The 21,835-nt window shown below is 69.6% G+C and carries 33 protein-coding genes; all 33 read left to right on the top strand.

What is annotated here, in order from left to right; genetic code table 11:
• Positions 1 to 191: 191 nt before the first annotated feature.
• The 33 genes from rpsL (at position 192) to BTM25_RS20105 (ending at position 21,834) form a co-directional block, all read left to right on the top strand.
• Positions 192 to 566, top strand: coding sequence for a 30S ribosomal protein S12 (rpsL, locus tag BTM25_RS20265; protein ID WP_019632621.1), 375 nt, complete (start codon positions 192 to 194; stop codon positions 564 to 566).
• Entirely contained in the window at positions 566 to 1,036 is a 471-nt protein-coding gene (rpsG, locus tag BTM25_RS20260) for a 30S ribosomal protein S7 (protein WP_019632620.1), read from the top strand. Before rpsL ends, rpsG begins: the two co-directional genes overlap by 1 nt.
• Positions 1,037 to 1,070: 34 nt before the next feature.
• Complete coding sequence (gene fusA, locus BTM25_RS20255) at positions 1,071 to 3,182, top strand: elongation factor G (RefSeq protein WP_103564396.1); 2,112 nt, start codon at positions 1,071 to 1,073, stop codon at positions 3,180 to 3,182.
• A gap of 84 nt (positions 3,183 to 3,266) precedes the next feature.
• Entirely contained in the window at positions 3,267 to 4,460 is a 1,194-nt protein-coding gene (tuf, locus tag BTM25_RS20250) for an elongation factor Tu (protein WP_103564395.1), read from the top strand.
• 107 nt (positions 4,461 to 4,567) lie between these two features.
• A complete protein-coding gene (gene rpsJ, locus BTM25_RS20245) occupies positions 4,568 to 4,876 on the top strand; it encodes a 30S ribosomal protein S10 (RefSeq protein WP_018657599.1) in 309 nt (102 codons plus the stop codon).
• 14 nt (positions 4,877 to 4,890) lie between these two features.
• Entirely contained in the window at positions 4,891 to 5,541 is a 651-nt protein-coding gene (gene rplC / locus BTM25_RS20240; RefSeq protein WP_103564394.1) for a 50S ribosomal protein L3, read from the top strand.
• Positions 5,538 to 6,140, top strand: a complete 603-nt coding sequence (gene rplD, locus BTM25_RS20235) for a 50S ribosomal protein L4 (RefSeq protein WP_103564393.1) — start codon at positions 5,538 to 5,540, stop codon at positions 6,138 to 6,140. Before rplC ends, rplD begins: the two co-directional genes overlap by 4 nt.
• A gap of 11 nt (positions 6,141 to 6,151) precedes the next feature.
• Positions 6,152 to 6,454: a 50S ribosomal protein L23 gene (gene rplW, locus BTM25_RS20230; protein WP_103564392.1), complete on the top strand. Its 303-nt coding sequence runs from the start codon at positions 6,152 to 6,154 to the stop codon at positions 6,452 to 6,454.
• A 44-nt stretch (positions 6,455 to 6,498) separates the two neighbouring features.
• Entirely contained in the window at positions 6,499 to 7,332 is an 834-nt protein-coding gene (rplB, locus tag BTM25_RS20225; RefSeq protein ID WP_103564391.1) for a 50S ribosomal protein L2, read from the top strand.
• Positions 7,333 to 7,344: 12 nt separating this feature from the next.
• Entirely contained in the window at positions 7,345 to 7,626 is a 282-nt protein-coding gene (gene rpsS, locus BTM25_RS20220) for a 30S ribosomal protein S19 (RefSeq protein WP_067487253.1), read from the top strand.
• Between the two features lie 32 nt (positions 7,627 to 7,658).
• On the top strand, positions 7,659 to 8,033 hold the full coding sequence (rplV, locus tag BTM25_RS20215) for a 50S ribosomal protein L22 (protein WP_103564390.1): 375 nt from the start codon (positions 7,659 to 7,661) through the stop codon (positions 8,031 to 8,033).
• Positions 8,033 to 8,902 carry a 30S ribosomal protein S3 gene (gene rpsC / locus BTM25_RS20210; protein ID WP_103564389.1) on the top strand — a complete coding sequence of 290 codons (870 nt, stop codon included), beginning with the start codon at positions 8,033 to 8,035 and terminating at the stop codon, positions 8,900 to 8,902. Before rplV ends, rpsC begins: the two co-directional genes overlap by 1 nt.
• 7 nt (positions 8,903 to 8,909) lie before the next feature.
• Positions 8,910 to 9,326, top strand: a complete 417-nt coding sequence (rplP, locus tag BTM25_RS20205) for a 50S ribosomal protein L16 (protein ID WP_103564388.1) — start codon at positions 8,910 to 8,912, stop codon at positions 9,324 to 9,326.
• Complete coding sequence (gene rpmC / locus BTM25_RS20200) at positions 9,326 to 9,574, top strand: 50S ribosomal protein L29 (protein ID WP_103564387.1); 249 nt, start codon at positions 9,326 to 9,328, stop codon at positions 9,572 to 9,574. Before rplP ends, rpmC begins: the two co-directional genes overlap by 1 nt.
• Complete coding sequence (gene rpsQ / locus BTM25_RS20195) at positions 9,567 to 9,839, top strand: 30S ribosomal protein S17 (protein ID WP_103564386.1); 273 nt, start codon at positions 9,567 to 9,569, stop codon at positions 9,837 to 9,839. The genes rpmC and rpsQ overlap by 8 nt, the downstream gene beginning before the upstream one ends.
• A gap of 112 nt (positions 9,840 to 9,951) precedes the next feature.
• The gene (gene rplN / locus BTM25_RS20190; protein WP_103564385.1) at positions 9,952 to 10,320 is read left to right on the top strand and encodes a 50S ribosomal protein L14; all 369 of its coding nucleotides are present in this window, start codon (positions 9,952 to 9,954) and stop codon (positions 10,318 to 10,320) included.
• On the top strand, positions 10,320 to 10,628 hold the full coding sequence (gene rplX / locus BTM25_RS20185) for a 50S ribosomal protein L24 (protein WP_103564384.1): 309 nt from the start codon (positions 10,320 to 10,322) through the stop codon (positions 10,626 to 10,628). The genes rplN and rplX overlap by 1 nt, the downstream gene beginning before the upstream one ends.
• 1 nt (position 10,629) lies before the next feature.
• Positions 10,630 to 11,205, top strand: a complete 576-nt coding sequence (gene rplE, locus BTM25_RS20180; RefSeq protein ID WP_103564383.1) for a 50S ribosomal protein L5 — start codon at positions 10,630 to 10,632, stop codon at positions 11,203 to 11,205.
• 2 nt (positions 11,206 to 11,207) lie between these two features.
• On the top strand, positions 11,208 to 11,393 hold the full coding sequence (locus BTM25_RS20175; protein ID WP_018657585.1) for a type Z 30S ribosomal protein S14: 186 nt from the start codon (positions 11,208 to 11,210) through the stop codon (positions 11,391 to 11,393).
• A gap of 131 nt (positions 11,394 to 11,524) precedes the next feature.
• Positions 11,525 to 11,923 (top strand): 30S ribosomal protein S8, encoded by a 399-nt coding sequence (gene rpsH / locus BTM25_RS20170; protein ID WP_103564382.1) that lies wholly within the window; start codon positions 11,525 to 11,527, stop codon positions 11,921 to 11,923.
• 16 nt (positions 11,924 to 11,939) lie between these two features.
• The gene (gene rplF / locus BTM25_RS20165; RefSeq protein WP_103564381.1) at positions 11,940 to 12,476 is read left to right on the top strand and encodes a 50S ribosomal protein L6; all 537 of its coding nucleotides are present in this window, start codon (positions 11,940 to 11,942) and stop codon (positions 12,474 to 12,476) included.
• 2 nt (positions 12,477 to 12,478) lie between these two features.
• Positions 12,479 to 12,865: a 50S ribosomal protein L18 gene (rplR, locus tag BTM25_RS20160; RefSeq protein ID WP_103564380.1), complete on the top strand. Its 387-nt coding sequence runs from the start codon at positions 12,479 to 12,481 to the stop codon at positions 12,863 to 12,865.
• 34 nt (positions 12,866 to 12,899) lie between these two features.
• Positions 12,900 to 13,517 (top strand): 30S ribosomal protein S5, encoded by a 618-nt coding sequence (gene rpsE, locus BTM25_RS20155; protein ID WP_378186573.1) that lies wholly within the window; start codon positions 12,900 to 12,902, stop codon positions 13,515 to 13,517.
• The gene (gene rpmD / locus BTM25_RS20150) at positions 13,517 to 13,699 is read left to right on the top strand and encodes a 50S ribosomal protein L30 (RefSeq protein WP_019632601.1); all 183 of its coding nucleotides are present in this window, start codon (positions 13,517 to 13,519) and stop codon (positions 13,697 to 13,699) included. The genes rpsE and rpmD overlap by 1 nt, the downstream gene beginning before the upstream one ends.
• A 1-nt stretch (position 13,700) precedes the next feature.
• Positions 13,701 to 14,165, top strand: a complete 465-nt coding sequence (gene rplO, locus BTM25_RS20145; RefSeq protein WP_103564379.1) for a 50S ribosomal protein L15 — start codon at positions 13,701 to 13,703, stop codon at positions 14,163 to 14,165.
• A 201-nt stretch (positions 14,166 to 14,366) separates the two neighbouring features.
• On the top strand, positions 14,367 to 15,662 hold the full coding sequence (gene secY, locus BTM25_RS20140; protein WP_103564760.1) for a preprotein translocase subunit SecY: 1,296 nt from the start codon (positions 14,367 to 14,369) through the stop codon (positions 15,660 to 15,662).
• The gene (locus BTM25_RS20135) at positions 15,663 to 16,313 is read left to right on the top strand and encodes an adenylate kinase (RefSeq protein ID WP_103564378.1); all 651 of its coding nucleotides are present in this window, start codon (positions 15,663 to 15,665) and stop codon (positions 16,311 to 16,313) included. It begins immediately after the preceding gene.
• A 64-nt stretch (positions 16,314 to 16,377) separates the two neighbouring features.
• Positions 16,378 to 17,199: a type I methionyl aminopeptidase gene (gene map, locus BTM25_RS20130; protein WP_103564759.1), complete on the top strand. Its 822-nt coding sequence runs from the start codon at positions 16,378 to 16,380 to the stop codon at positions 17,197 to 17,199.
• 13 nt (positions 17,200 to 17,212) lie between these two features.
• Positions 17,213 to 17,650: a DUF1707 SHOCT-like domain-containing protein gene (locus BTM25_RS20125; RefSeq protein WP_328589653.1), complete on the top strand. Its 438-nt coding sequence runs from the start codon at positions 17,213 to 17,215 to the stop codon at positions 17,648 to 17,650.
• 345 nt (positions 17,651 to 17,995) lie between these two features.
• Complete coding sequence (locus tag BTM25_RS20120; RefSeq protein WP_103564376.1) at positions 17,996 to 19,546, top strand: AMP-binding protein; 1,551 nt, start codon at positions 17,996 to 17,998, stop codon at positions 19,544 to 19,546.
• Between the two features lie 5 nt (positions 19,547 to 19,551).
• The gene (locus BTM25_RS20115; protein ID WP_103564375.1) at positions 19,552 to 19,821 is read left to right on the top strand and encodes an acyl carrier protein; all 270 of its coding nucleotides are present in this window, start codon (positions 19,552 to 19,554) and stop codon (positions 19,819 to 19,821) included.
• Entirely contained in the window at positions 19,818 to 20,969 is a 1,152-nt protein-coding gene (locus BTM25_RS20110; RefSeq protein ID WP_103564374.1) for a cytochrome P450, read from the top strand. Before BTM25_RS20115 ends, BTM25_RS20110 begins: the two co-directional genes overlap by 4 nt.
• Before the next feature lie 28 nt (positions 20,970 to 20,997).
• Complete coding sequence (locus BTM25_RS20105; RefSeq protein ID WP_146059089.1) at positions 20,998 to 21,834, top strand: 2OG-Fe(II)-dependent halogenase WelO5 family protein; 837 nt, start codon at positions 20,998 to 21,000, stop codon at positions 21,832 to 21,834.
• Position 21,835: the final 1 nt, after the last annotated feature.

Here is a 21,835-nt window from a genome sequence, read left to right as displayed (position 1 = left end):
GTGTGGGTCCCCGCGGGAAACGCGTTCCAAGACGCGGAAGCGGAGCGACACGCCCGACCGCGTGGGTCGGAGAGGTCGGGAAACCGGCAGGTCACAGCCTCGGTACGAGGTGGTGATGACGGACTTCGCGTGAGCGGAGTTCAGGCAGAACACAGACTTACCGGCTCGGTACGAGGGAAGACGGAGACGCGGTGCCCACGATCCAGCAGCTGGTCCGAAAGGGCCGCCAGGACAAGGTGACCAAGAACAAGACGCCTGCGCTGAAGGGCAGTCCCCAGCGCCGGGGTGTCTGCACGCGCGTCTACACGACGACGCCCAAGAAGCCGAACTCCGCGCTTCGCAAGGTCGCCCGTGTCCGGCTGACCAGCGGGATCGAGGTCACGGCCTACATCCCCGGCGTCGGGCACAACCTGCAGGAGCACTCGATCGTGCTCGTGCGCGGCGGCCGAGTGAAGGACCTCCCGGGCGTTCGGTACAAGATCATTCGCGGTTCGCTGGACACGCAGGGCGTCCGGAACCGCAAGCAGGCGCGCAGCCGCTACGGCGCCAAGAAGGAGAAGAGCTAATGCCGCGCAAGGGATCACCTGGCAAGCGCCCGCTGATCGCTGACCCGGTGTACAACTCGCCGCTGGTCACCGCGCTGATCAACAAGGTGCTGCTGGACGGCAAGCGGTCCATCGCCCAGGGCATCGTGTACGAGGCCCTGGAGGGCGCTCGCGAGAAGACCGGCAACGACCCGGTCGTCACGCTGAAGCGCGCGCTGGACAACGTCAAGCCGACCATCGAGGTCAAGAGCCGCCGCGTCGGCGGCGCGACCTACCAGGTCCCGGTGGAGGTGCGGCCCGCGCGCAGCACCACGCTGGCCCTGCGCTGGCTGGTGCTCTACGCCCGGCAGCGTCGCGAGAAGACCATGATGGAGCGGCTCATGAACGAGCTGCTCGACGCCAGCAACGGCCTCGGCGCGTCGGTGAAGAAGCGCGAGGACACGCACAAGATGGCGGAGTCGAACAAGGCGTTCGCCCACTACCGCTGGTAACCCCGGCACGAACACGAGGGACGCGAGGACGAAAGTGGCTACCAAAACCGGTGTGGACCTGGCCAAGGTCCGCAACATCGGGATCATGGCCCATATCGACGCGGGCAAGACCACGACGACTGAGCGCATCCTGTACTACACCGGGATGAGCTACAAGATCGGCGAGGTGCACGACGGTGCGGCCACGACCGACTGGATGGAGCAGGAGCAGGAGCGGGGGATCACCATCACCTCCGCCGCCGTCACCTGCAAGTGGCCCGTCGAGGCCGTCGAGCACACCATCAACATCATCGACACCCCGGGCCACGTCGACTTCACCGTCGAGGTGGAGCGCTCGCTGCGCGTCCTGGACGGTGCCGTCGCGGTGTTCGACGGTGTGGCCGGCGTCGAGCCGCAGTCCGAGACCGTGTGGCGCCAGGCCGACCGCTACGAAGTCCCGCGTATCTGCTTCGTGAACAAGCTGGACCGGACCGGCGCCGACTTCATGCGCTGCGTCGACATGATCCGCACGCGGCTCTACGCCACGCCGCTGGTCATGCAGCTCCCGATCGGGGCCGAGTCGGACTTCCAGGGCGTCATCGACCTCGTGTCGATGAAGGCGCTCGTGTGGAACGCCGAGGCGAAGCTCGGCGAGATGTACGACAAGGTCGACATCCCCGCCGACTACGCCGACCAGGCCGCCGAGTGGCGCGACAAGCTGATCGAGACCCTCGGCGAGAACGACGACGAGGTCATGGAGGCCTACCTGGAGGGCGCCGAGCTCTCCGAGGAGCAGATCCACGTCGCCGTCCGCCGCGCGACCCTCGCCGCGAGCCTCACCCCGGTGTTCTGCGGCACCGCGTTCAAGAACAAGGGCGTGCAGCCCCTGCTGGACGCGATCGTCCGCTACCTGCCGTCGCCGCTGGACGTCGAGGCCATCGTCGGCCACGCCGTCCGCGACGAGGAGCAGGCGATCTCGCGCAAGCCGAGCGAGGACGAGCCGTTCTCCGCGCTGGCGTTCAAGATCGCGAGCGACCCGCACCTGGGCAAGCTCACGTTCATCCGCGTCTACTCCGGCGTCCTGGAGGCCGGCACCTCGGTGCTGAACTCCATCAAGGAGCGCAAGGAGCGGATCGGCAAGATCTACCGGATGCACGCCAACAAGCGCGAGGAGATCACGCACGTCGGCGCCGGTGACATCGTCGCGGTGATGGGCCTCAAGCAGACCACCACCGGTGAGACGCTGTGCGACGAGAAGGACCCCATCGTCCTCGAGTCGATGAACTTCCCGGCGCCGGTGATCGACGTCGCGATCGAGCCGAAGACCAAGGCCGACCAGCAGAAGCTCGGCACCGCGATCCAGCGGCTGGCCGAAGAGGACCCGTCCTTCCGGGTCGCCACGGACGAGGAGACCGGTCAGACGGTCATCTCGGGCATGGGCGAGCTCCACCTGGAGATCCTCGTCGACCGGATGAAGCGCGAGTTCAAGGTCGACGCGAACGTGGGTCGCCCGCAGGTGGCCTACCGCGAGTCGATCACGAAGAAGGTCGAGAAGGTCGAGTACACCCACAAGAAGCAGACGGGTGGCTCGGGCCAGTTCGGCCGCGTGATCATCAACCTCGAGCCGCTCGGCGGCGGGTCCGACGCCTACGAGTTCGAGAACAAGGTGACCGGTGGCCGCATCCCCCGGGAGTACATCCCGTCGGTGGACGCGGGCTGCCAGGAGGCCGCGCAGTTCGGCGTCCTCGCCGGCTACCCGCTGGTCGGCGTCAAGGTCACCCTGCTGGACGGCGCCTACCACGAGGTCGACTCGTCGGAAATGGCGTTCAAGGTCGCCGGATCCATGGCGTTCAAGGAGGCTGCCCGCCGGGCCGCCCCCGCGCTGCTGGAGCCGATGATGGCCGTCGAGGTCACGACGCCCGAGGACAACATGGGCGACGTGATCGGCGACCTCAACAGCCGGCGCGGTCAGGTTCAGTCCATGGACGAGCTGCACGGAATGCGCATCGTCAAGGCACTGGTGCCCCTGTCCGAGATGTTCGGCTACGTGGGTGATCTGCGCAGCAAGACCCAGGGCCGGGCTGTGTTCACCATGCAGTTCGACTCCTATGCGGAGGTTCCGGGGAACGTCGCGCAGGAGATCATCGCCAAGGCGCGGGGCGAGTAGCTCCCGGCCTAGTCACAGATCACCAGGCAGCACACATCGAAGCGGCCGGCTTGGACCGGCCGAGGATCGCATCAAGGAGCAACAGTGGCGAAGGCCAAGTTCGAGCGGACCAAGCCGCACGTGAACATCGGCACCATCGGTCACATCGACCACGGTAAGACCACTCTTACCGCGGCGATCACCAAGGTGCTGCACGACGCGCACCCCGACATCAACCCCTTCACGCCGTTCGAGGACATCGACAAGGCGCCGGAGGAGCGCGAGCGCGGTATCACGATCTCGATCGCGCACGTCGAGTACCAGACCGAGTCGCGTCACTACGCTCACGTCGACTGCCCGGGTCACGCCGACTACATCAAGAACATGATCACCGGTGCGGCGCAGATGGACGGCGCCATCCTGGTGGTCGCGGCGACCGACGGCCCGATGCCGCAGACGAAGGAGCACGTGCTGCTCGCTCGCCAGGTCGGCGTCCCCTACATCGTCGTCGCGCTGAACAAGTGCGACATGGTGGACGACGAGGAGATCCTGGAGCTCGTCGAGCTCGAGGTCCGCGAGCTGCTCTCGGAGTACGAGTTCCCGGGCGACGACGTGCCGGTCGTGCGCGTCTCGGCGTTCCAGGCGCTCCAGGGCGACGAGAAGTGGGGCCAGTCGATCCTCGAGCTGATGGCCGCGGTGGACGAGAACGTCCCCGAGCCCGTCCGCGACACCGACAAGCCGTTCCTGATGCCGATCGAGGACGTCTTCTCGATCACCGGCCGCGGCACCGTCGTGACCGGCCGCATCGAGCGCGGCGTGGTCAACGTCAACGAGGAAGTCGAGATCATCGGCATCAAGGACACCGCGGCCAAGACCACGGTCACCGGTGTCGAGATGTTCCGCAAGCTGCTCGACCAGGGCCAGGCCGGTGACAACGTCGGCCTGCTGCTGCGCGGCATCAAGCGCGAGGACGTCGAGCGCGGCCAGTGCGTCATCAAGCCGGGCACGAACACCCCGCACACCTCGTTCGAGGCGCAGGTCTACATCCTGTCCAAGGACGAGGGCGGGCGCCACACGCCGTTCTTCAACAACTACCGTCCGCAGTTCTACTTCCGGACGACGGACGTCACCGGCGTGGTGAACCTTCCCGAGGGCGTCGAGATGGTCATGCCGGGCGACAACACCGAGATGAACGTCGAGCTCATCCAGCCCGTCGCCATGGAAGAGGGCCTGAAGTTCGCCATCCGTGAGGGTGGCCGGACGGTCGGCGCGGGCCGCGTCACCAAGATCAACAAGTAACACCCTCGTCGGACGCGGCGGTCCGGCCGCGCGTGAGCAGGCCGGACCGCCGCGGCACGACCCCAGCAAACACAGCGGCACTACCAGCAAAGGACACCGAGGCCCTCATGGCGGGACAGAAGATCCGCATCCGGCTCAAGGCCTACGACCACGAGGTCATCGACACCTCCGCGAAGAAGATCGTTGAGACGGTGACGCGGACGGGCGCCAAGGTCGCGGGCCCGGTGCCGCTGCCGACCGAGAAGAACGTGTACTGCGTCATCCGCTCGCCGCACAAGTACAAGGACTCGCGCGAGCACTTCGAGATGCGCACGCACAAGCGGTTGATCGACATCATCGACCCGACGCCCAAGACGGTCGATTCGCTGATGCGTCTCGACCTTCCGGCCGGCGTTGACATCGAGATCAAGCTCTAAGGGACGCACCGACAATGAGTACGCAGAGGAAGGGCGTCCTGGGCGAGAAGCTCGGCATGACCCAGGTCTTCGACGATGAGGGCCGGATCGTTCCGGTGACCGTCGTCCAGGCCGGGCCGTGTGTCGTCACCCAGATCCGTACGCAGGAGACGGACGGCTACACGGCCGTCCAGATCGGCTACGGGCAGATCGACCCCCGCAAGGTGAACAAGCCGCGCAAGGGTCACTTCGAGAAGGCGGGCGTGACTCCGCGCCGCTACCTCACCGAACTGCGACTGGACGACACCACCGAGTACGAACTCGGCCAGGAGATCACCGCCGGCGTCTTCGAGACCGGTCAGCGCATCGACGTGACCGGCACCAGCAAGGGCAAGGGCACCGCGGGCGTCATGAAGCGCCACGGCTTCAAGGGCCTCGGCGCGTCGCACGGCACCCAGCGCAAGCACCGCTCGCCGGGTTCCATCGGCGGCTGCGCGACCCCCGGCCGCGTCTTCAAGGGCCTGCGGATGGCCGGTCGTCACGGCAACGCGCGCACGACCGTGCAGAACCTGACGGTCCACGCCATCGACACCGAGAAGAACCTGCTGCTCATCAAGGGTGCGGTTCCCGGTCCGAACGGCGGCCTCGTCCTCGTCCGCGACGCAGTGAAGGGGACGGGCAAGTGACCACCAAGATCGAGATCGAACTGCCCGCGGAGATCTTCGGCGCGCAGACCAGCGTCCCGCTGATCCACCAGGTCGTCGTGGCCCAGCAGGCCGCGGCCCGCCAGGGCACGCACTCGACCAAGACCCGCGGCGAGGTCTCCGGCGGCGGCAAGAAGCCCTACCGGCAGAAGGGCACCGGCCGCGCCCGCCAGGGCTCGACCCGCGCGCCGCAGTTCGCCGGCGGCGGCGTCGTCCACGGCCCGCAGCCGCGCGACTACTCGCAGCGGACGCCCAAGAAGATGAAGGCCGCCGCCCTGCGGGGCGCGCTGTCCGACCGTGCGCGCAACGGCCTGGTGCACGTCGTGGACGGCCTCGTCGAGGGCACGACGCCGAAGACGAAGGCCGCGGTGACCGCGCTGCGCGGCATCACCGACGCCCGGCGCGTCCTGGTCGTCGTCGACCGCGAGGACGAGGTCACCTGGAAGAGCCTGCGCAACGAGCCGTCGGTGCACCTGCTCGTGTCCGACCAGCTCAACACCTACGACGTGATGGTGAACGACGCCGTCGTCTTCACGCAGAAGGCGTACGACGAGTTCATCGCGCGCGCGACGAAGAAGTAAGGCGGGTCACCATGGCCAAGATCGCCGACCCGCGCGACATCATTCTCGCGCCGGTCGTCTCGGAGAAGAGCTACGGGCTGCTGGACGAGGGCAAGTACACCTTCCTCGTCCGTCCCGACGCCAACAAGACGCAGATCAAGCAGGCCGTCGAGGCCATCTTCAGCGTCAAGGTGGCGGGGGTCAACACGCTCAACCGTCCGGGCAAGCGCAAGCGGACCCGGTTCGGTTACGGCAAGCGCAAGGACACCAAGCGCGCCATCGTGAGCCTGGCCGAGGGCGAGCAGCCGATCGACATCTTCGGCGGCGGGGCCTGACGGCCCGCACGACCGAAGAGCGAAATAAGGGATGAACGAAAAAGATGGGCATCCGTAAGTACAAGCCGACGACTCCGGGTCGTCGCGGGTCCAGCGTGGCCGACTTCGTGGAGGTCACGCGCCGCGAGCCCGAGAAGTCGCTGCTGCGTCCTCTTCCGAAGAAGGGCGGCCGCAACAACCACGGCCGCATCACCACCCGGCACCAGGGCGGCGGGCACAAGCGCGCCTACCGGCTGATCGACTTCCGTCGCCACGACAAGGACGGCGTCCCGGCGAAGGTCGCGCACATCGAGTACGACCCGAACCGCACGGCTCGCATCGCGCTGCTGCACTACGCGGACGGCGAGAAGCGCTACATCCTCGCGCCGCACGGCCTCAAGCAGGGCGACCGCGTGGAGAACGGTCCGGGCAGCGACATCAAGCCCGGCAACTGCCTCCCGCTGCGCAACATCCCGACGGGTACGGTCGTCCACGCGATCGAGCTGCGTCCCGGCGGCGGCGCCAAGATCGCCCGCAGCGCGGGCGCGGGCGTCCAGCTCCTCGCCAAGGAGGGCAAGTACGCCACGCTGCGCATGCCGTCCGGCGAGATGCGCATGGTGGACGTCCGGTGCCGCGCCACGGTCGGCGAGGTGGGCAACGCCGAGCAGTCGAACATCAACTGGGGCAAGGCCGGCCGCATGCGGTGGAAGGGCAAGCGCCCGACCGTCCGCGGTGTCGCCATGAACCCGATCGACCACCCGCACGGCGGTGGTGAGGGCAAGACCTCCGGTGGTCGCCACCCGGTCAACCCCAACGGCAAGAAGGAAGGCCGTACTCGCCAGGCGAACAAGGCCAGCGACCGGCTCATCGTCCGTCGGCGCAGCAAGAAGAAGCGGTAGGAGTCGCCAGTCATGCCACGTAGCCTCAAGAAGGGCCCCTTCGTGGACGACCACCTTCAGAAGAAGGTGGACGCCCAGAACGAGAAGGGCACCAAGAACGTCATCAAGACGTGGTCCCGGCGCTCCATGATCGTCCCGGACATGATCGGGCACACGATCGCCGTGCACGACGGGCGCAAGCACGTCCCGGTGTTCGTCACCGACGCGATGGTGGGGCACAAGCTCGGCGAGTTCGCGCCGACCCGCACGTTCCGCAGCCACGTCAAGGAAGACCGTCGCAGCCGTCGCGGCTGAGCGGGCAGTAGATCGTAGGAGAGAGGGAAGCGATGGAAGCCAGGGCCCAGGCGCGGTTCATCCGCGTCACGCCCAGGAAGGCCCGCCGCGTGGTGGACCTCATCCGCGGCCTGCCCGCCGCTGAGGCCCAGGCGGTGCTGCGGTTCGCCCCCCAGGCTGCGAGCGAGCCGGTGGGCAAGGTGCTGGCGAGTGCCATCGCCAACGCCGAGCACAACTTCAAGCTCGAGACCGGCACGCTCGTCGTGAGCCGTGCGTGGGTGGACGAGGGGCCGACGCTCAAGCGTTTCCGCCCCCGCGCCCAGGGCCGGGCTTACCGCATCAACAAGCGGACCAGCCACATCACCGTGGTGGTCGAGTCGCGTGAAGAAGCGGCGGCCGGCGGCAAGAAGACGAGGAGGACCCGCTAGTGGGTCAGAAGATCAACCCGCACGGGTTCCGGCTCGGCATCACCACCGACCACAAGAGCGTGTGGTTCGCCGAGAAGCTCTACAAGGACTACGTCAAGGAAGACGTCCAGATCCGGCGCATGCTGCAGAAGGGCATGGACCGGGCGGGCATCTCCAAGGTCGAGATCGAGCGCACCCGGGACCGTGTCGAGGTCAACATCCACACGGCGCGTCCGGGCATCGTCATCGGCCGGCGCGGCGCGGAGGCCGAGCGCCTGCGCGGCGACCTTGAGAAGCTGACCGCCAAGCAGGTCCGGCTGAACATCCTCGAGGTCAAGAACCCCGAGATCGACGCGCAGCTCGTCGCGCAGGGCGTGGCCGAGCAGCTCTCCAGCCGCGTGGCGTTCCGTCGCGCGATGCGCAAGGCGATCCAGTCCGCGATGAAGTCCGGCGCCAAGGGCATCAAGGTCCAGTGCGGCGGCCGTCTCGGCGGCGCCGAGATGTCGCGGTCGGAGTTCTACCGCGAGGGCCAGGTCCCGCTGCACACGCTGCGCGCCGACATCGACTACGGCTTCTACGAGGCCCGGACGACGTTCGGCCGCATCGGCGTGAAGGTCTGGATCTACAAGGGCGAGGCCGCGCCGACGCGCGCCGAGCGCGAGGCCAAGGCCGCGCAGCAGCGCGCCGCGGGCGGCGGCGGCCGTGACCGCGACCGTCGCGGTGGCGGCGGCGGCGGTGGTGGCGGCGAGCGCCGTGGCGGCGGTGGCCGTGGCGGCCGCGGTGGCCGTGGCGGCGAGCGCGGCGGCGCCCCGCGTCAGCAGAGTTCCGAGCAGCAGGCTCCCGCCTCGGCTGAGGCCGGTGCTCCCGCTGCGAGTGGTGAGGGGAGCTGAATAACCGATGCTGATCCCTCGTAAGGTCAAGCACCGCAAGCAGCACCACCCGAAGCGCCGGGGGATGGCCAAGGGCGGTACGAAGGTCACGTTCGGCGAGTACGGCATTCAGGCCGTCGAGCCGGCGTACGTCACGAACCGGCAGATCGAGGCCGCTCGTATCGCGATGACCCGGCACATCAAGCGTGGCGGCAAGGTGTGGATCAACATCTTCCCGGACCGTCCGCTGACCAAGAAGCCCGCCGAGACCCGCATGGGTTCCGGTAAGGGCTCGGTCGAGTGGTGGGTGGCGAACATCAAGCCGGGCCGCGTTCTCTTCGAGATCTCGTACCCGAACGAGCAGGTCGCGCGTGAGGCGCTCACCCGCGCCATCCACAAGCTCCCGATGAAGTGCAAGATCGTGAAGCGGGAGGTGGAGGCCTGATGTCTAAGGGTCTGATCGCCGACGAGCTGCGGAGCGAGCCCCAGGACGTTCTGGTCACGAAGCTCAAGGAGGCGAAGGAGGAGCTGTTCAACCTCCGCTTCCAGGCCGCGACCGGCCAGTTGGAAAGCCACGGGCGGCTGCGTACGGTGAAGCGCGAGATCGCCCGCATCTACACCGTGATGCGCGAGCGCGAGCTCGGCATCGTCACGGTGGCCGAGGACGCCGCGGAGGGCGAGAGCGATGACTGAGCAGCCGGCCGAGCAGCGGACCACCCGCAAGGTGCTCGAAGGCATTGTGGTGAGCGACAAGATGGACAAGACCGTGGTCGTGTCCGTCGAGGACCGCATCACGCACCGTCGGTACCACAAGGTGATCCGTCGGACGACGAAGTACAAGGCGCACGACGAGAACAACGAGTACGGCGTCGGCGACCGCGTTCGCCTCATGGAGACCCGTCCGCTGTCGGCGACCAAGCGCTGGCGCGTGACGGAGCTGCTGGAGAAGGCGAAGTAGGTCGCGCACCGGGCCGCGAGGCCCTTCGCGGGGCGTCCCCCCGCAGTCCACAGAACGGTTCCACCAGGCTCCGTGGCGACACGGAGAACCGGTGTGACGAACAGGAGTCAACGTGATCCAGCAGGAGTCGCGACTCAAGGTCGCCGACAACACGGGTGCGAAGGAGATCCTCTGCATCCGCGTTCTCGGCGGCTCGGGTCGGCGCTACGCGGGAGTCGGCGACGTCATCGTCGCGACGGTGAAGGACGCCCTTCCCGGCGCTGGCGTCAAGAAGGGTGACGTCGTCAAGGCGGTCGTCGTGCGCACCCGTAAGGAGCGCCGGCGCCCGGACGGCTCCTACATCCGCTTCGACGAGAACGCGGCCGTCCTCATCAAGGACGGCGGCGACCCGCGCGGCACCCGCATCTTCGGCCCGGTCGGCCGTGAGCTGCGCGACAAGAAGTTCATGCGCATCGTCTCGCTCGCGCCGGAGGTGCTGTGATGAAGATCCGCAAGGGCGACGAGGTCATCGTCATCGCCGGCAAGGACAAGGGCAAGACGGGCAAGGTCCTGCGCGTCGACCTGCGTCGCGAGCGCGTCGTGGTCGAGGGCGCGAACCTCATCACCAAGAACATCAAGGCCGACGCGCAGCGAGCCGGCAAGGAGAGCGGCCGCGTGACCGTCGAGGCGCCGCTTCACGTCAGCAACGTGGCCCTGGTCGAGGACGGCAAGCCCGTCCGCGTCGGGTACCGCTTCAACGACGACGGCACCAAGGTCCGGATCTCGCGCCGCAGTGGCAAGGAGATCTGAGATGACCGAAACCGCGACCGAGCGGCCCGTGCCGCAGCCGAGGCTCAAGCTCCGCTACCGCGAGGAGATCGCGAAGGCGATGCAGGAGCAGTTCGGCTACGCCAACGTGATGCAGATCCCCGGCCTGACCAAGATCGTGGTCAACATGGGGGTCGGCGAGGCGGCCAGGGACGCCAAGCTGATCGAGGGCGCCGTCCGCGACCTGACCCTGATCACGGGTCAGAAGCCGATGGTCAACCGCGCGAAGAAGTCCATCGCCCAGTTCAAGCTCCGCGAGGGCATGCCGATCGGCTGCCACGTGACGCTGCGCGGCGACCGGATGTGGGAGTTCCTGGACCGTCTGCTGTCCACGGCGCTGCCCCGCATCCGTGACTTCCGCGGCCTGTCGCCGAAGCAGTTCGACGGCAACGGGAACTACACGTTCGGGCTGACCGAGCAGGTCATGTTCCACGAGGTGGACCCGGACAAGGTCGACCGTCAGCGCGGCATGGACATCACCGTGGTGACGACGGCGAAGACCAACGACGAGGGCCGGGCGCTGCTGAAGCTCCTCGGCTTCCCGTTCAAGGAGAACTGAGCATGGCGAAGAAGTCGCTGATCGCCAAGGCGGCCCGGAAGCCCAAGTTCGGCGTGCGCGCGTACACTCGGTGCTCGCGCTGCGGACGTCCGCGCTCCGTCTACCGGAAGTTCGGCCTGTGCCGTGTCTGCTTCCGTGAGATGGCGCACCGGGGCGAGCTGCCCGGCATCACCAAGTCGAGCTGGTAGTCCGCTGGCCCCCGCGTTCCCGGGGGCCGCGGCTCCGGCCAGGAAATGACCGACCGGGCGCCTGACGAAGGCGTCCATGACCGCGCCACAGGTCCGGAACGGAAACCGTGGCGAGGGAGGGCCAGCAGGCCATGACGATGACCGACCCGATCGCAGACATGCTGACGCGTCTGCGCAACGCTAACTCGGCGTACCACGACTCGGTCGCGATGCCGTACTCGAAGATCAAGGCGCACATCGCCGAGATCCTCCAGCAGGAGGGCTACATCTCGGGATGGAGCGTGGAGGACGCCGAGGTCGGTAAGAAGCTTCTGATCGACCTGAAGTTCGGGCCGACGCGAGAGCGTTCGATCGCGGGCATCAAGCGCGTTTCCAAGCCCGGTCTGCGGGTCTACGCGAAGAAGGACAACCTGCCTAGGGTCCTCGGGGGACTGGGCGTCGCGATCATCTCGACGTCGTCCGGCCTCATGACGGACCGGCAGGCCGGCAAGCGCGGCGTGGGCGGCGAAGTCCTCGCCTACGTCTGGTAGAGGGGAGGGTCAAGACATGTCTCGCATTGGACGTCTCCCCGTGGCCGTGCCCGGCGGCGTCGAGGTGAAGATCGACGGCCGCGAGGTCTCCGTGAAGGGGCCGAAGGGCGCGCTGTCGCACACCGTCGCCGAGCCGATCGCGGTCGCGCTGGAGGACGGTCAGGTCACCGTGTCCCGGCCGAACGACGTCAACACCGTCCGGGCCCTGCACGGGCTCACCCGGTCCCTGATCGCCAACATGGTGGTCGGCGTGACCGAGGGGTACAAGAAGACCCTGGTCATCCAGGGCGTCGGTTACCGCGTGGTGGCCAAGGGCAAGAACCTCGAGTTCTCGCTCGGCTACAGCCACCCGATCCCGTTCGAGGCGCCGGAGGGCATCACCTTCACGGTCGAGCGGCCGACCCAGCTCACTGTCGAGGGAATCGACAAGCAGCTCGTCGGCGAGATCGCCGCGCGGATCCGGAAGTTGCGCAAGCCCGACCCGTACAAGGGCAAGGGCGTGCGTTACGAGGGCGAGCAGATCCGTCGCAAGGTCGGAAAGGCTGGTAAGTAGTCATGGCAGGCACGAAGGCCCTGGCCGCCAAGCCCACGTCGGCGCGGACCAAGTCCCGCAAGCGGCGTCACCTGCGGGTCCGCAAGAAGGTCGTCGGCACCGCCGCGCGTCCTCGCCTCGTCGTGACGCGTTCGACCAAGCACGTGTTCGTCCAGGTCATCGACGACAGCGTCGGCCACACGGTCGCGTGGGCGTCGACGATGGAGGCGGACCTGCGCAACGACGCCGGCGACAAGACCGCCAAGTCCCGCAAGGTCGGCGAGCTCGTCGCCGCGCGGGCCAAGGAGGCCGGGGTGACGGCCGTCGTGTTCGACCGCGGCGGCAACAAGTACCACGGGCGCGTCGCCGCCGTCGCCGACGGTGCGCGCGAGGGGGGCCTGGAGCTTTGACGGCCCCGACGACGAACGAGAAGAGGAACCACTGATGGCAGCGCAGAGGCGCGGCGGCGGTCAGGGTGGCGACCGTCGCGACCGCCGCGACGACCGCCGCGGTGGCGCCGACAAGGGTCAGTCGTACATCGAGAAGGTCGTGGCGATCAACCGTGTCGCCAAGGTCGTCAAGGGCGGTCGTCGCTTCAGCTTCACCGCCCTGGTGATCGTCGGTGACGGCAACGGCACGGTCGGCGTCGGCTACGGCAAGGCCAAGGAGGTGCCCGCGGCGATCGCCAAGGGCGTCGAGGAGGCCAAGAAGCACTTCTTCAAGGTGCCGCGCATCCAGGGCACGATCCCGCACACCGTCCAGGGGGAGGCCGCGGCGGGCGTCGTCCTGCTGCGTCCGGCCAGCCCCGGTACCGGTGTCATCGCGGGCGGCCCGGTGCGCGCGGTCCTGGAGTGCGCCGGCATCCACGACGTGCTGAGCAAGTCGCTCGGCACCGACAACGCGATCAACATCGTCCACGCGACCGTCGCGGGCCTCAAGGCGCTGAAGCGCCCGGAGGAGATCGCGGCCAAGCGCGGCCTGCCGATCGAGGACGTGGCCCCCGCCGCGATGCTGCGGGCGCGCGCCGCCGGCAGCGAGCCTCGGGCGGAGGTCGCGGGCTGATGGCGAAGCTGAAGATCACGCAGACCAAGTCCGTGATCAGTGAGAAGCAGAACCAGCGTGACACGCTGCGCACCCTCGGCCTGAAGAAGATCGGGCAGAGCGTGGTCCGCGAGGACCGTCCCGAGGTGCTCGGCATGATCCGGACGGTGAACCACCTGGTCGCCGTCGAGGAGGTCGACTGACATGGCGAACGACGCCACCGAAGGCGGCCCGCTGAAGGTGCACCACCTTCGTCCGGCCCCCGGCGCCAACCGCGCGAAGACCCGCAAGGGCCGCGGCGAGGCGTCCAAGGGCAAGACCTCGGGTCGCGGCACCAAGGGCACCAAGGCGCGCAGCACCGTCCCCGTCGGGTTCGAGGGCGGCCAGATGCCGCTGATCCGCCGGGTTCCGAAGCTCAAGGGCTTCAAGAACCCGAACCGGGTCGAGTTCCAGGTCGTGAACCTGGACAAGCTCGCCGAGCTGTACCCGCAGGGCGGCGAGGTCACGGCGGAGGACCTGGCGGCGAAGGGCGCGGTGCGCCGGAACCGTCCGGTCAAGATCCTCGGCACCGGTGAGATCTCGGTCGCCGTGCAGGTGAAGGTGCACGCCTTCTCCGGCTCGGCCAAGGAGAAGATCACCGCCGCCGGAGGATCCGCCGACGAGCTGTAAGAAATCGCTCACGTGAGGCCAGGGCCGTGCTCACCGTGTGCCAGGGACCACCGGGTCCGTGCGCGCGGGGGTGCGGCCCTGGTCACACTCGCTGCTAGAGTCGCAGCGGCGGGGGCGGCCCTCCGTCGTCTCCCCGACGTCCACTTGATCTGAAACCGGCCCCACGGCTGTCATGGATTCGTCAGTCGCGCAGGAGGAATGGTGCTGACCGCGTTCGCTCGGGCTTTCCGTACGCCTGACCTGCGTAAGAAAATCTTGTTCACGCTCGCGATGATCGTCGTGTACCGGATCGGCGCGATGCTCCCTGCTCCGGGCGTGAACACCAAGGTGCTGGCGGACACCGCCGACGCGGCCAAGTCGCAGAGCCAGCTCTACGGCCTTGTCGACCTGTTCAGCGGCGGCGCGCTGCTCAAGCTGTCGATCTTCGCTCTCGGTATCTACCCGTACATCACCGCGAGCATCATCCTGCAGCTCCTGACGGTCGTGATTCCGCGCCTGGAGGCCCTCAAGAAGGAGGGCCAGGCCGGGACGACGAAGATCACCCAGTACACGCGGTACCTGACGGTCGGGCTGGCGATCCTGCAGTCGACGGGCATCGTCGCGATGGCGAGCACCGGGCAGCTCTTCCAGGGCATCTCCGGCGCCGACAGCGTCCTCTACAAGACGGACGTCTTCACGATCATCACGATCGTGGTCTGCATGACGGCCGGCACCGCGGTGATCATGTGGCTCGGCGAGCTGGTGACCGACCGCGGCGTCGGCAACGGCATGTCGATCCTGATCTTCACGCAGGTCGTCGCGGTGTTCCCGCAGCAGTTCTGGAGCATCTACCAGCAGAAGGGCGGCTTCGTCTTCGCGATGGTCGTGATCGTCGGTCTGGCGATCATGACGGGCGTCGTGTTCGTGGAGCAGGCGCAGCGGCGCATTCCCGTCCAGTACGCCAAGCGGATGGTCGGGCGGCGGATGTACGGCGGGACGTCCACCTACATCCCGCTGAAGGTCAACCAGGCGGGCATCATCCCCGTGATCTTCGCCTCCTCGCTGCTCTACCTGCCGCTGCTGGCGACCCAGCTCTGGCCGAACACCAAGTGGCTCCAGGACCTCAAGCCGTACCTGGACCAGGGGAATCCCTGGCACATGGCCGTGTTCTTCGTCTTCATCATCTTCTTCACGTACTTCTATGTGGCCATCACGTTCAACCCCACTGAAGTCGCCGACAACATGAAGAAGTATGGTGGGTTCATCCCAGGCATCCGTCCGGGCCGGCCGACCGCCGAGTACCTCGACTATGTGCTGACCCGGATCACCACACCCGGTGCGCTGTACCTGGGGCTCGTCGCACTGATTCCGATGGTCGCGTTCGCACTGTTGAAGGCGACCCAGGACTTCCCCTTCGGCGGGACGAGCATTCTCATCATCGTCGGCGTCGGACTGGATACCGTGAAGCAGATCGAATCTCAGCTCCAGCAGCGCAACTACGAGGGCTTCCTCCGGTAGATGCGCATCGTTCTGGTGGGCCCCCCGGGTGCGGGCAAGGGGACACAGGCCCAGTTCATCGCAGGTCATCTGTCGGTCCCGAAGATCTCGACGGGTGACATCTTCCGCGCGAACGTGAGCGAGGGCACCGACCTCGGCCGCCGGGCCAAGGAGTACATGGACCGCGGCGACCTCGTCCCCGACGAGGTGACGATCGCGATGGTCCGGGACCGGCTCGGCGAGCCCGACGCGCGGAACGGCTTCCTGCTGGACGGCTTCCCCCGGAACGTCCCGCAGGCCGAGACGCTGAAGAAGATGCTCGCCGAGTGGGACGTCCGGCTGGACGTCGTCCTCGAACTGGTGGTGGACGAGGACGAGGTCGTCCGGCGGCTGTCGGGCCGGCGCACCTGCGTGTCCTGCCAGAAGATCTGGCACGTCGACTTCGACGACAAGCGCGACGACGTCTGCGACGACTGCGGCGGGCACCTGTTCCAGCGCGAGGACGACAAGGAAGAGGTCGTCCGGCACCGGCTGGAGGTCTACCAGCGCGAGACGGCTCCGCTGGTGCAGTTCTACGGCGGCGAGGGGATCCTCGTCCGGATCGAGGCGACCGGCACGGTCGAGGAGGTCACCCGGCGCGCGCTGACCGCGCTGGAGTCCCCCGCGGCGTGAGACGGCACGCGGCCCGCCGGGGGTTCCCGGCGCGGCCCGCCGCCGGTCCAGGGGGAGGGGAATGATGTTCAAACGGCGCAGGCCGGCGATCCAGGTGAAGACCGCCGAGCAGGTCGAGCTGATGCGCGCGGCGGGGCTGCTCGTCGGGCGGACGCTGGAGGTGCTGCGGGCGGCGGTGAAGCCCGGCATCACCACGCTGGACCTCGACACGATCGCCGAGCAGCACATCCGCGACCACGGCGGCGTGCCGTCGTTCCTCGGGTACCACGGGTTCACCGGGACGATCTGCGCGTCGGTGAACGAGGAGATCGTCCACGGCATCCCCCGGAAGGGGAAGGTGCTGCGGGACGGCGACATCATCTCGATCGACTGCGGCGCGATCGTGGACGGCTGGCACGGCGACGCGGCGGTGACCGTCCCGGTGGGGGAGATCGACGCCGAGCTGCGGACGCTGCTGGACGTCACCGAGGCGTCGTTGTGGCACGGTCTGGCGGCGGGCGTCGCGGGGGCGCGGCTGACGGACATGTCGCACGCCGTCGAGTCCTACATCCGCGATCAGGGGCCGTACGGGATCGTCGAGGGCTACGGCGGGCACGGCATCGGGACCGAGATGCACATGGACCCGCTGATCCCGAACCACGGCGCGCCCGGGCACGGCCCGGTGCTGGAGCCGGGGATGTGCTTCGCGGTGGAGCCGATGGTGAACCTCGGCACGAAGGAGACCGAGGAGTTGGACGACGGCTGGACGGTCGTCACGGCGGACGGCCGGTCCTCGGCGCACTTCGAGCACACGTTCGCGGTGACGCCGGAGGGGCCGCGGGTGCTGACGGCCCTTGACGAGGGCCGGGAGTGGTTCGCCAGGCTGGGACTCGGCGCGGGGTCCTGAGCGGAGGTGGCGGTTGCCGAATCCTGAGATGCGGGCGTCGGACGCCGACCGGGACCGGGTGGCGGCGAGCCTGCGGGAGCACTGCGCGGTCGGGCGGCTGACGACCGACGAGCTGACGGAGCGGATCGAGGCGGTCTACGCGGCGCGGACGCTCGGGGAGCTGGCGGAGCTGACGGCGGACCTGCCGGAGGAGGATCCGGACGCGCCGGGGTATCCGGTGCCGGTGGCGCAGCGGTACGACCGGGTTCCGGCGGCGCGCGGGGGCCGGGACGTGGCGCGGGGCGGCGGCGGGCGGCTGGCGTGGTCGGGTTGGGCTCTGGTGAGCGGAGTCAGCTTCACCGTGTGGTTGGTGCTGGCGGTGGCGGGCGTGTGGACGTATCCGTGGTGGATCTGGGTGGCGGGGCCGTGGGGTCTGGGACTGCTGCTGTCGGCGGTGGCGCGGCGTCGCTGATTTGTTTGGTTCGTTGGCTTTTGGTGGGGGTTCCGGCGAAATAGTTGCCTATAGCGATTTGTTGTGTTCTCAAGTAAAGGCGGCCTCAAAAAATTGGGGCTTCCGGCGGTCGGGTTGTGGGCTGCGGAGCGGTCGGGTGGCGGGACGTCTGGCGAACTAGCAGGTCATGGGCGATTTTGGCTCGCCGTGGTCGGATTTGGCTTGCTGTCAGGTAAGGCGTTAATGGCTGTTGACGGTGCGTAATCGCCTGGTTAGCCTCGGCGGCGTCAATGGTGCGTCGCGGGCCTGTCCACGACATTCGTCGTGATCGGACCGTGATGGGCGTGGTCGAGGTGGGAGGACGACGTGTCCGGGGGCGACGAGCTGGTCGACGGTTTCCTGCTCGCGTCGGCCGGTGCCGGGGCGGACCGGCCGGCGATCGTCCGGCCGTGCCCGGGCGGCGGGTTCGAGGAGATCGGCTACGGCGAGCTGCGCGACCGGGTGGTGCGCGCGGCGGACGTGCTCGGCGGGCTGGGGCTGGCGGCGGGCGACCGGGTGCTGATCGACTCCGACACGTCGGCGGCGTCGGTCGTGGCGCTGCTGGCGTGCTCGCGCGCGGGGCTGACGTTCGTCCCGGTCAGCCCGGAGATGCCGGTGGAGCGGGTGCGGCAGATCGTGGCGGCGACCTGTCCGGCGCTGGTGCTGGCGGCCCGTCCGGACCGGCTCGGCGTCGCGCCGGACGGCTGCGCGACCGGGCTGCTCGACGACGCGGGGTTACGGCCGCTGCGGGCGGGACCGCGCCGGGGGTCGCCGTTCCGGGCCGTCCCGACCGACCCCGCGCACATCGTGTTCACCTCGGGGACGACCGGGCGGCCCAAGGGCATCGTGATGAGCCACCGCGCGGTCGTCGCGTTCTTCCGGGGGATGCTCGCGCAGTGCGCGCCGGGCGCGGACGGCCGGGTCGCGACGGTCTCGCCGTTCCAGTTCGACATGACGCTGCTGGACCTCGGGCAGGCGCTCGGCGGCGGCGCGGCGCTCGTCCCGGTGCCGCGCGGGCTGCTGCGCCAGCCGCGCCGGTTCGTCCGGTTCCTGGACGCGGCGGGCGTCACGCAGGTGGACGGCGTGCCGTCGGTGTGGCGGCCGGTGCTGCGGCACGCGGCGGACGAGCTGCCGGTGCTGCGCGACCGGCTGCGGCAGATCATCGTGGGCGGGGAGGCGTTCCCCGTGCCGGAGTTCCGGCGGCTGCGCGCACTGCTGCCGCGGACGCGGATGGTCAACGTGTTCGGGCAGTCGGAGTCGATCGCGTGCTCGTTCGGGGAGATCCCCGATCCGGTGCCGGACGCGGGGCTGCCGATCGGCCCGGCGCATCCGGGCGCGGAGCTGATGCTGCTGGACGAGCGCGGCGCTCCGGTGACGACGCCCGGCGCGGTCGGCGAGATCCATTTGCGCGGGACGGCGCTGTTCTCGGGGTACTGGGCGGACCCGGAGGCGACGCGGGCGGCACTGGTGCCCGACCCGCGCTGCCCGGAGTCGGGCCAGCGGGTGTTCCGGTCCGGGGACCTGGCGCGGCTCGGGCCCGACGGCGCGCTGTACTTCGCGGGCCGCCGGGACGCGCAGGTCCAGATCCATGGGAACCGGGTCGAACCGGGCGAGATCGAGCGGCGGCTGCTGGCGGTGCCGGGGGTGGAGGGCGCGGCGGTGCTCGCGGTGGACGACGCGGGCGGCCCGGCGCTGGCGGCGTTCGTGGTGACCGCTCCGGGCCGGGACGTCGCGGCGGCCGGGCTGCGGGAGCGGTGTTTCGCGTCGCTGCCCGCGTACATGGTGCCGCGCGTGGTGCGGTTCGTGGAGCGGATCCCGGTGAACGGCAACGGCAAGGTCGACCGCGACGCGCTGGCCGCGTCGCTCGGGCGCGGGTGACGGCGATGGTGACCAGGGCGGAGTTCTACGCGCGGACGCGGGCCTATCTCGCGGACGCGCGGGAGCGGGCCGACGTGGCGGAGATCGGGGAACGCGACCACCTGCTGGCGCTCGGGATCGTGGACTCGCTGCGGATGGTCGAGCTGATCGCCTTCGCGGAGGACTGCCTCGGCGTCGAGATCCGGGCCGAGGAGCACGATCCGGAGGTCTTCTCGCGGCTGGCGACGATCTACGACGTGTTCGGGGCGGAGTCGTCCGGCGGAGGTGCGCCGTGACGCCGCCGGTGGCGGCGGTGCGTCCGCCGCGTCCCGGGGAGGACCCGTGGCGGTACTACGCGGCGCTGCGGGCGCGCGGGCCGGTCGTGCGGTCGGCCGAGACGGGGATGGTCCAGGTCGTGCGGTACGGGGCGGCTGTGGAGGCGCTGACGCGTCCGGAGATCTCCGGCGCGCACCCGTTCCGGGCGACGCGGCGGGTGTTCGGGCCGAACCTGCTGGACCTGGAGGGCCCGCGGCACCGGGCGCTGCGGCGGGTCGCGGCGCCGGAGTTCCGGACGCGGGCGGTGACGGGGTACGCGGCGGGGCTCGTCCGCCCGGTGGTGGAGCGGGCGGTGGCGCCGCTGGTGGACCGGGGGCCGGTGGACGCGGTCGCGTCGTTCGCGGCGGTCGTGCCCGTGCGGGTCGTCGCGGGCGTGCTCGGGATCCCCGACGGGCGGGCGGCCGAGTTCTACGCGGGGCTCGCCCCGGTGATCCGGTATCTGGACCGTCCGGAGGGGAACCTGCTCGCGGCGCTGGCCGCGCGGGACCGGCTCGACGCGCGGCTGGCCGCGCTGGTCCGCGCGCACCGGGTGGACGTGGGCCTGCTCGGGCGGCTGCTGCACGACCCCGGGCACGGCCTGGACGAACACGGGCTCGTGCGGCTGGTGCTGCTGCTCGTCGCGGCGGGGACGGAGACGACCGTCCGGGGGCTGGCGAACCTGCTCGCCGTGCTGCTGGCCGTCCCGGGACGCCTCGCGGCGCTGCGCGCGGACCGGTCGCTGATCGGCCCGGCCGTGGACGAGACGCTCCGCTTCGAGCCGCCGCTGCACTCCACGCTCCGGCACGCCACCGAGGACACGGTGCTCGGCGGCGTCGCCGTCCCGGCGGGCGCGGCGCTCCAGGTGCTGCTGGCGAGCGCGAACCGCGACGGCCGGGTCTTCGCCGGACCCGACGCGTGGACGCCCGGCCGGGCAGGGCCGCGTGCACTGACGTTCGGCTTCGGCGTCCACACCTGCCTCGGCCGGACGCTCGCCCGGCTGGAGCTGGTGACCGCCCTGGAAGTCCTGCTGGACCGCACGTCCGACGTCCGCGCCGCCGGGCCGCCCGGCCCCCGCGCGGGCACCGCGTTCCAGGGGCCGAGCGCCCTGCCGATCGACTGCCGGAGCTGACCGCACCGCACAGGAGAGGAGACCCGCCATGCCCGCGACCGGAGCCCCCCGCCCGGACGCCGCGTCCGCCGGCCGCCCGGCCGGTGCACCGCCGGACGTCGTGCGGGAGTTGACCGAGGACGCCCTCCTCGCGCTGACGCGGCGGGAGGTCGCGGCGATCCATGTGCGGGAGTTCTACCCGGCGGACGCGGCGCGCGCGGTGGCCGTCCGCGCCCTCGACCATCCCGAGCTGGGCAACTACCACAAGGCCAAGAGCGGGTCGGTGGGCCGCGTGTTCACGCCCCACGTGGACACCGCGTGGGACCCGGCGCGGATCGACGCCTACCACCGGTCCGCGCGGGCCTCCACAGCGGCGGCCCGCGCGGTGTTCGCGCCGTACCCGTCGCCGATCGACCTGCTGCGGGTGCGGCTGGAGGAGCTGTGGCCGGCGGGCGCGGGGCTGTTGCGGTTGCGCGGCCGGGCGTGCTTCGTCGGCGCGCTGCGCGTGTTCCGTCCCGACGACTCGGAGCTTTTCCCGCACAACGACCGCATCGACCAGGAGACCGACGCCCCGGAGATCGCCGGGATCACCGAGCAGCTCACCGCGAACGTCTATCTCGCGACGCCCCGCGCGGGCGGCGACCTGCACCTCTGGCTGCGCGAACCGACCCCGGACGAGAGCGCGACGATCCGGGCTGTGGAGGGCCTGGACCCCGAATCGGTGGGGCCGCCGGCGCTGACGTTCCGCCCCGCCGCCGGGGACCTGATCATGTTCAGCTCCGCGATGCTGCACGCCGTCGCGCCCGCGCGGGACGAGCCCCGGGTCGGCACGGCGGCGTTCGTGGCGTCCCGGGGGCCCGGCGAGCCGCTGGCGTACTGGAGTTGAC

The sequence above is a fragment of the Actinomadura rubteroloni genome (genome assembly GCF_002911665.1).
Taxonomy (GTDB): domain Bacteria; phylum Actinomycetota; class Actinomycetes; order Streptosporangiales; family Streptosporangiaceae; genus Spirillospora; species Spirillospora rubteroloni.
Note: the sequence above shows the minus strand (reverse complement) of the source record. Positions and strands in the feature narration are given on the sequence as shown.

Excerpts from the sequence above, each read along its gene's own strand:
- rplF (WP_103564381.1), top strand. The coding sequence starts at position 11,940 with ATGTCTCGCATTGGACGTCTCCCCGTGGCCGTGCCCGGCGGCGTCGAG.
- BTM25_RS20175 (WP_018657585.1), top strand. The coding sequence starts at position 11,208 with ATGGCGAAGAAGTCGCTGATCGCCAAGGCGGCCCGGAAGCCCAAGTTC.
- map (WP_103564759.1), top strand. The coding sequence starts at position 16,378 with ATGTTCAAACGGCGCAGGCCGGCGATCCAGGTGAAGACCGCCGAGCAG.
- BTM25_RS20115 (WP_103564375.1), top strand. The coding sequence starts at position 19,552 with ATGGTGACCAGGGCGGAGTTCTACGCGCGGACGCGGGCCTATCTCGCG.
- rpsH (WP_103564382.1), top strand. The coding sequence starts at position 11,525 with ATGACGATGACCGACCCGATCGCAGACATGCTGACGCGTCTGCGCAAC.
- BTM25_RS20135 (WP_103564378.1), top strand. The coding sequence starts at position 15,663 with ATGCGCATCGTTCTGGTGGGCCCCCCGGGTGCGGGCAAGGGGACACAG.
- rplW (WP_103564392.1), top strand. The coding sequence starts at position 6,152 with ATGGCCAAGATCGCCGACCCGCGCGACATCATTCTCGCGCCGGTCGTC.
- rpsJ (WP_018657599.1), top strand. The coding sequence starts at position 4,568 with ATGGCGGGACAGAAGATCCGCATCCGGCTCAAGGCCTACGACCACGAG.
- rplR (WP_103564380.1), top strand. The coding sequence starts at position 12,479 with ATGGCAGGCACGAAGGCCCTGGCCGCCAAGCCCACGTCGGCGCGGACC.
- rplC (WP_103564394.1), top strand. The coding sequence starts at position 4,891 with ATGAGTACGCAGAGGAAGGGCGTCCTGGGCGAGAAGCTCGGCATGACC.
- rpmC (WP_103564387.1), top strand. The coding sequence starts at position 9,326 with ATGTCTAAGGGTCTGATCGCCGACGAGCTGCGGAGCGAGCCCCAGGAC.
- rpsE (WP_378186573.1), top strand. The coding sequence starts at position 12,900 with ATGGCAGCGCAGAGGCGCGGCGGCGGTCAGGGTGGCGACCGTCGCGAC.
- rplE (WP_103564383.1), top strand. The coding sequence starts at position 10,630 with ATGACCGAAACCGCGACCGAGCGGCCCGTGCCGCAGCCGAGGCTCAAG.
- rpsQ (WP_103564386.1), top strand. The coding sequence starts at position 9,567 with ATGACTGAGCAGCCGGCCGAGCAGCGGACCACCCGCAAGGTGCTCGAA.
- rpsG (WP_019632620.1), top strand. The coding sequence starts at position 566 with ATGCCGCGCAAGGGATCACCTGGCAAGCGCCCGCTGATCGCTGACCCG.
- rplX (WP_103564384.1), top strand. The coding sequence starts at position 10,320 with ATGAAGATCCGCAAGGGCGACGAGGTCATCGTCATCGCCGGCAAGGAC.
- rplV (WP_103564390.1), top strand. The coding sequence starts at position 7,659 with ATGGAAGCCAGGGCCCAGGCGCGGTTCATCCGCGTCACGCCCAGGAAG.
- rplB (WP_103564391.1), top strand. The coding sequence starts at position 6,499 with ATGGGCATCCGTAAGTACAAGCCGACGACTCCGGGTCGTCGCGGGTCC.
- rpmD (WP_019632601.1), top strand. The coding sequence starts at position 13,517 with ATGGCGAAGCTGAAGATCACGCAGACCAAGTCCGTGATCAGTGAGAAG.
- BTM25_RS20105 (WP_146059089.1), top strand. The coding sequence starts at position 20,998 with ATGCCCGCGACCGGAGCCCCCCGCCCGGACGCCGCGTCCGCCGGCCGC.
- rplO (WP_103564379.1), top strand. The coding sequence starts at position 13,701 with ATGGCGAACGACGCCACCGAAGGCGGCCCGCTGAAGGTGCACCACCTT.
- rpsS (WP_067487253.1), top strand. The coding sequence starts at position 7,345 with ATGCCACGTAGCCTCAAGAAGGGCCCCTTCGTGGACGACCACCTTCAG.
- rplP (WP_103564388.1), top strand. The coding sequence starts at position 8,910 with ATGCTGATCCCTCGTAAGGTCAAGCACCGCAAGCAGCACCACCCGAAG.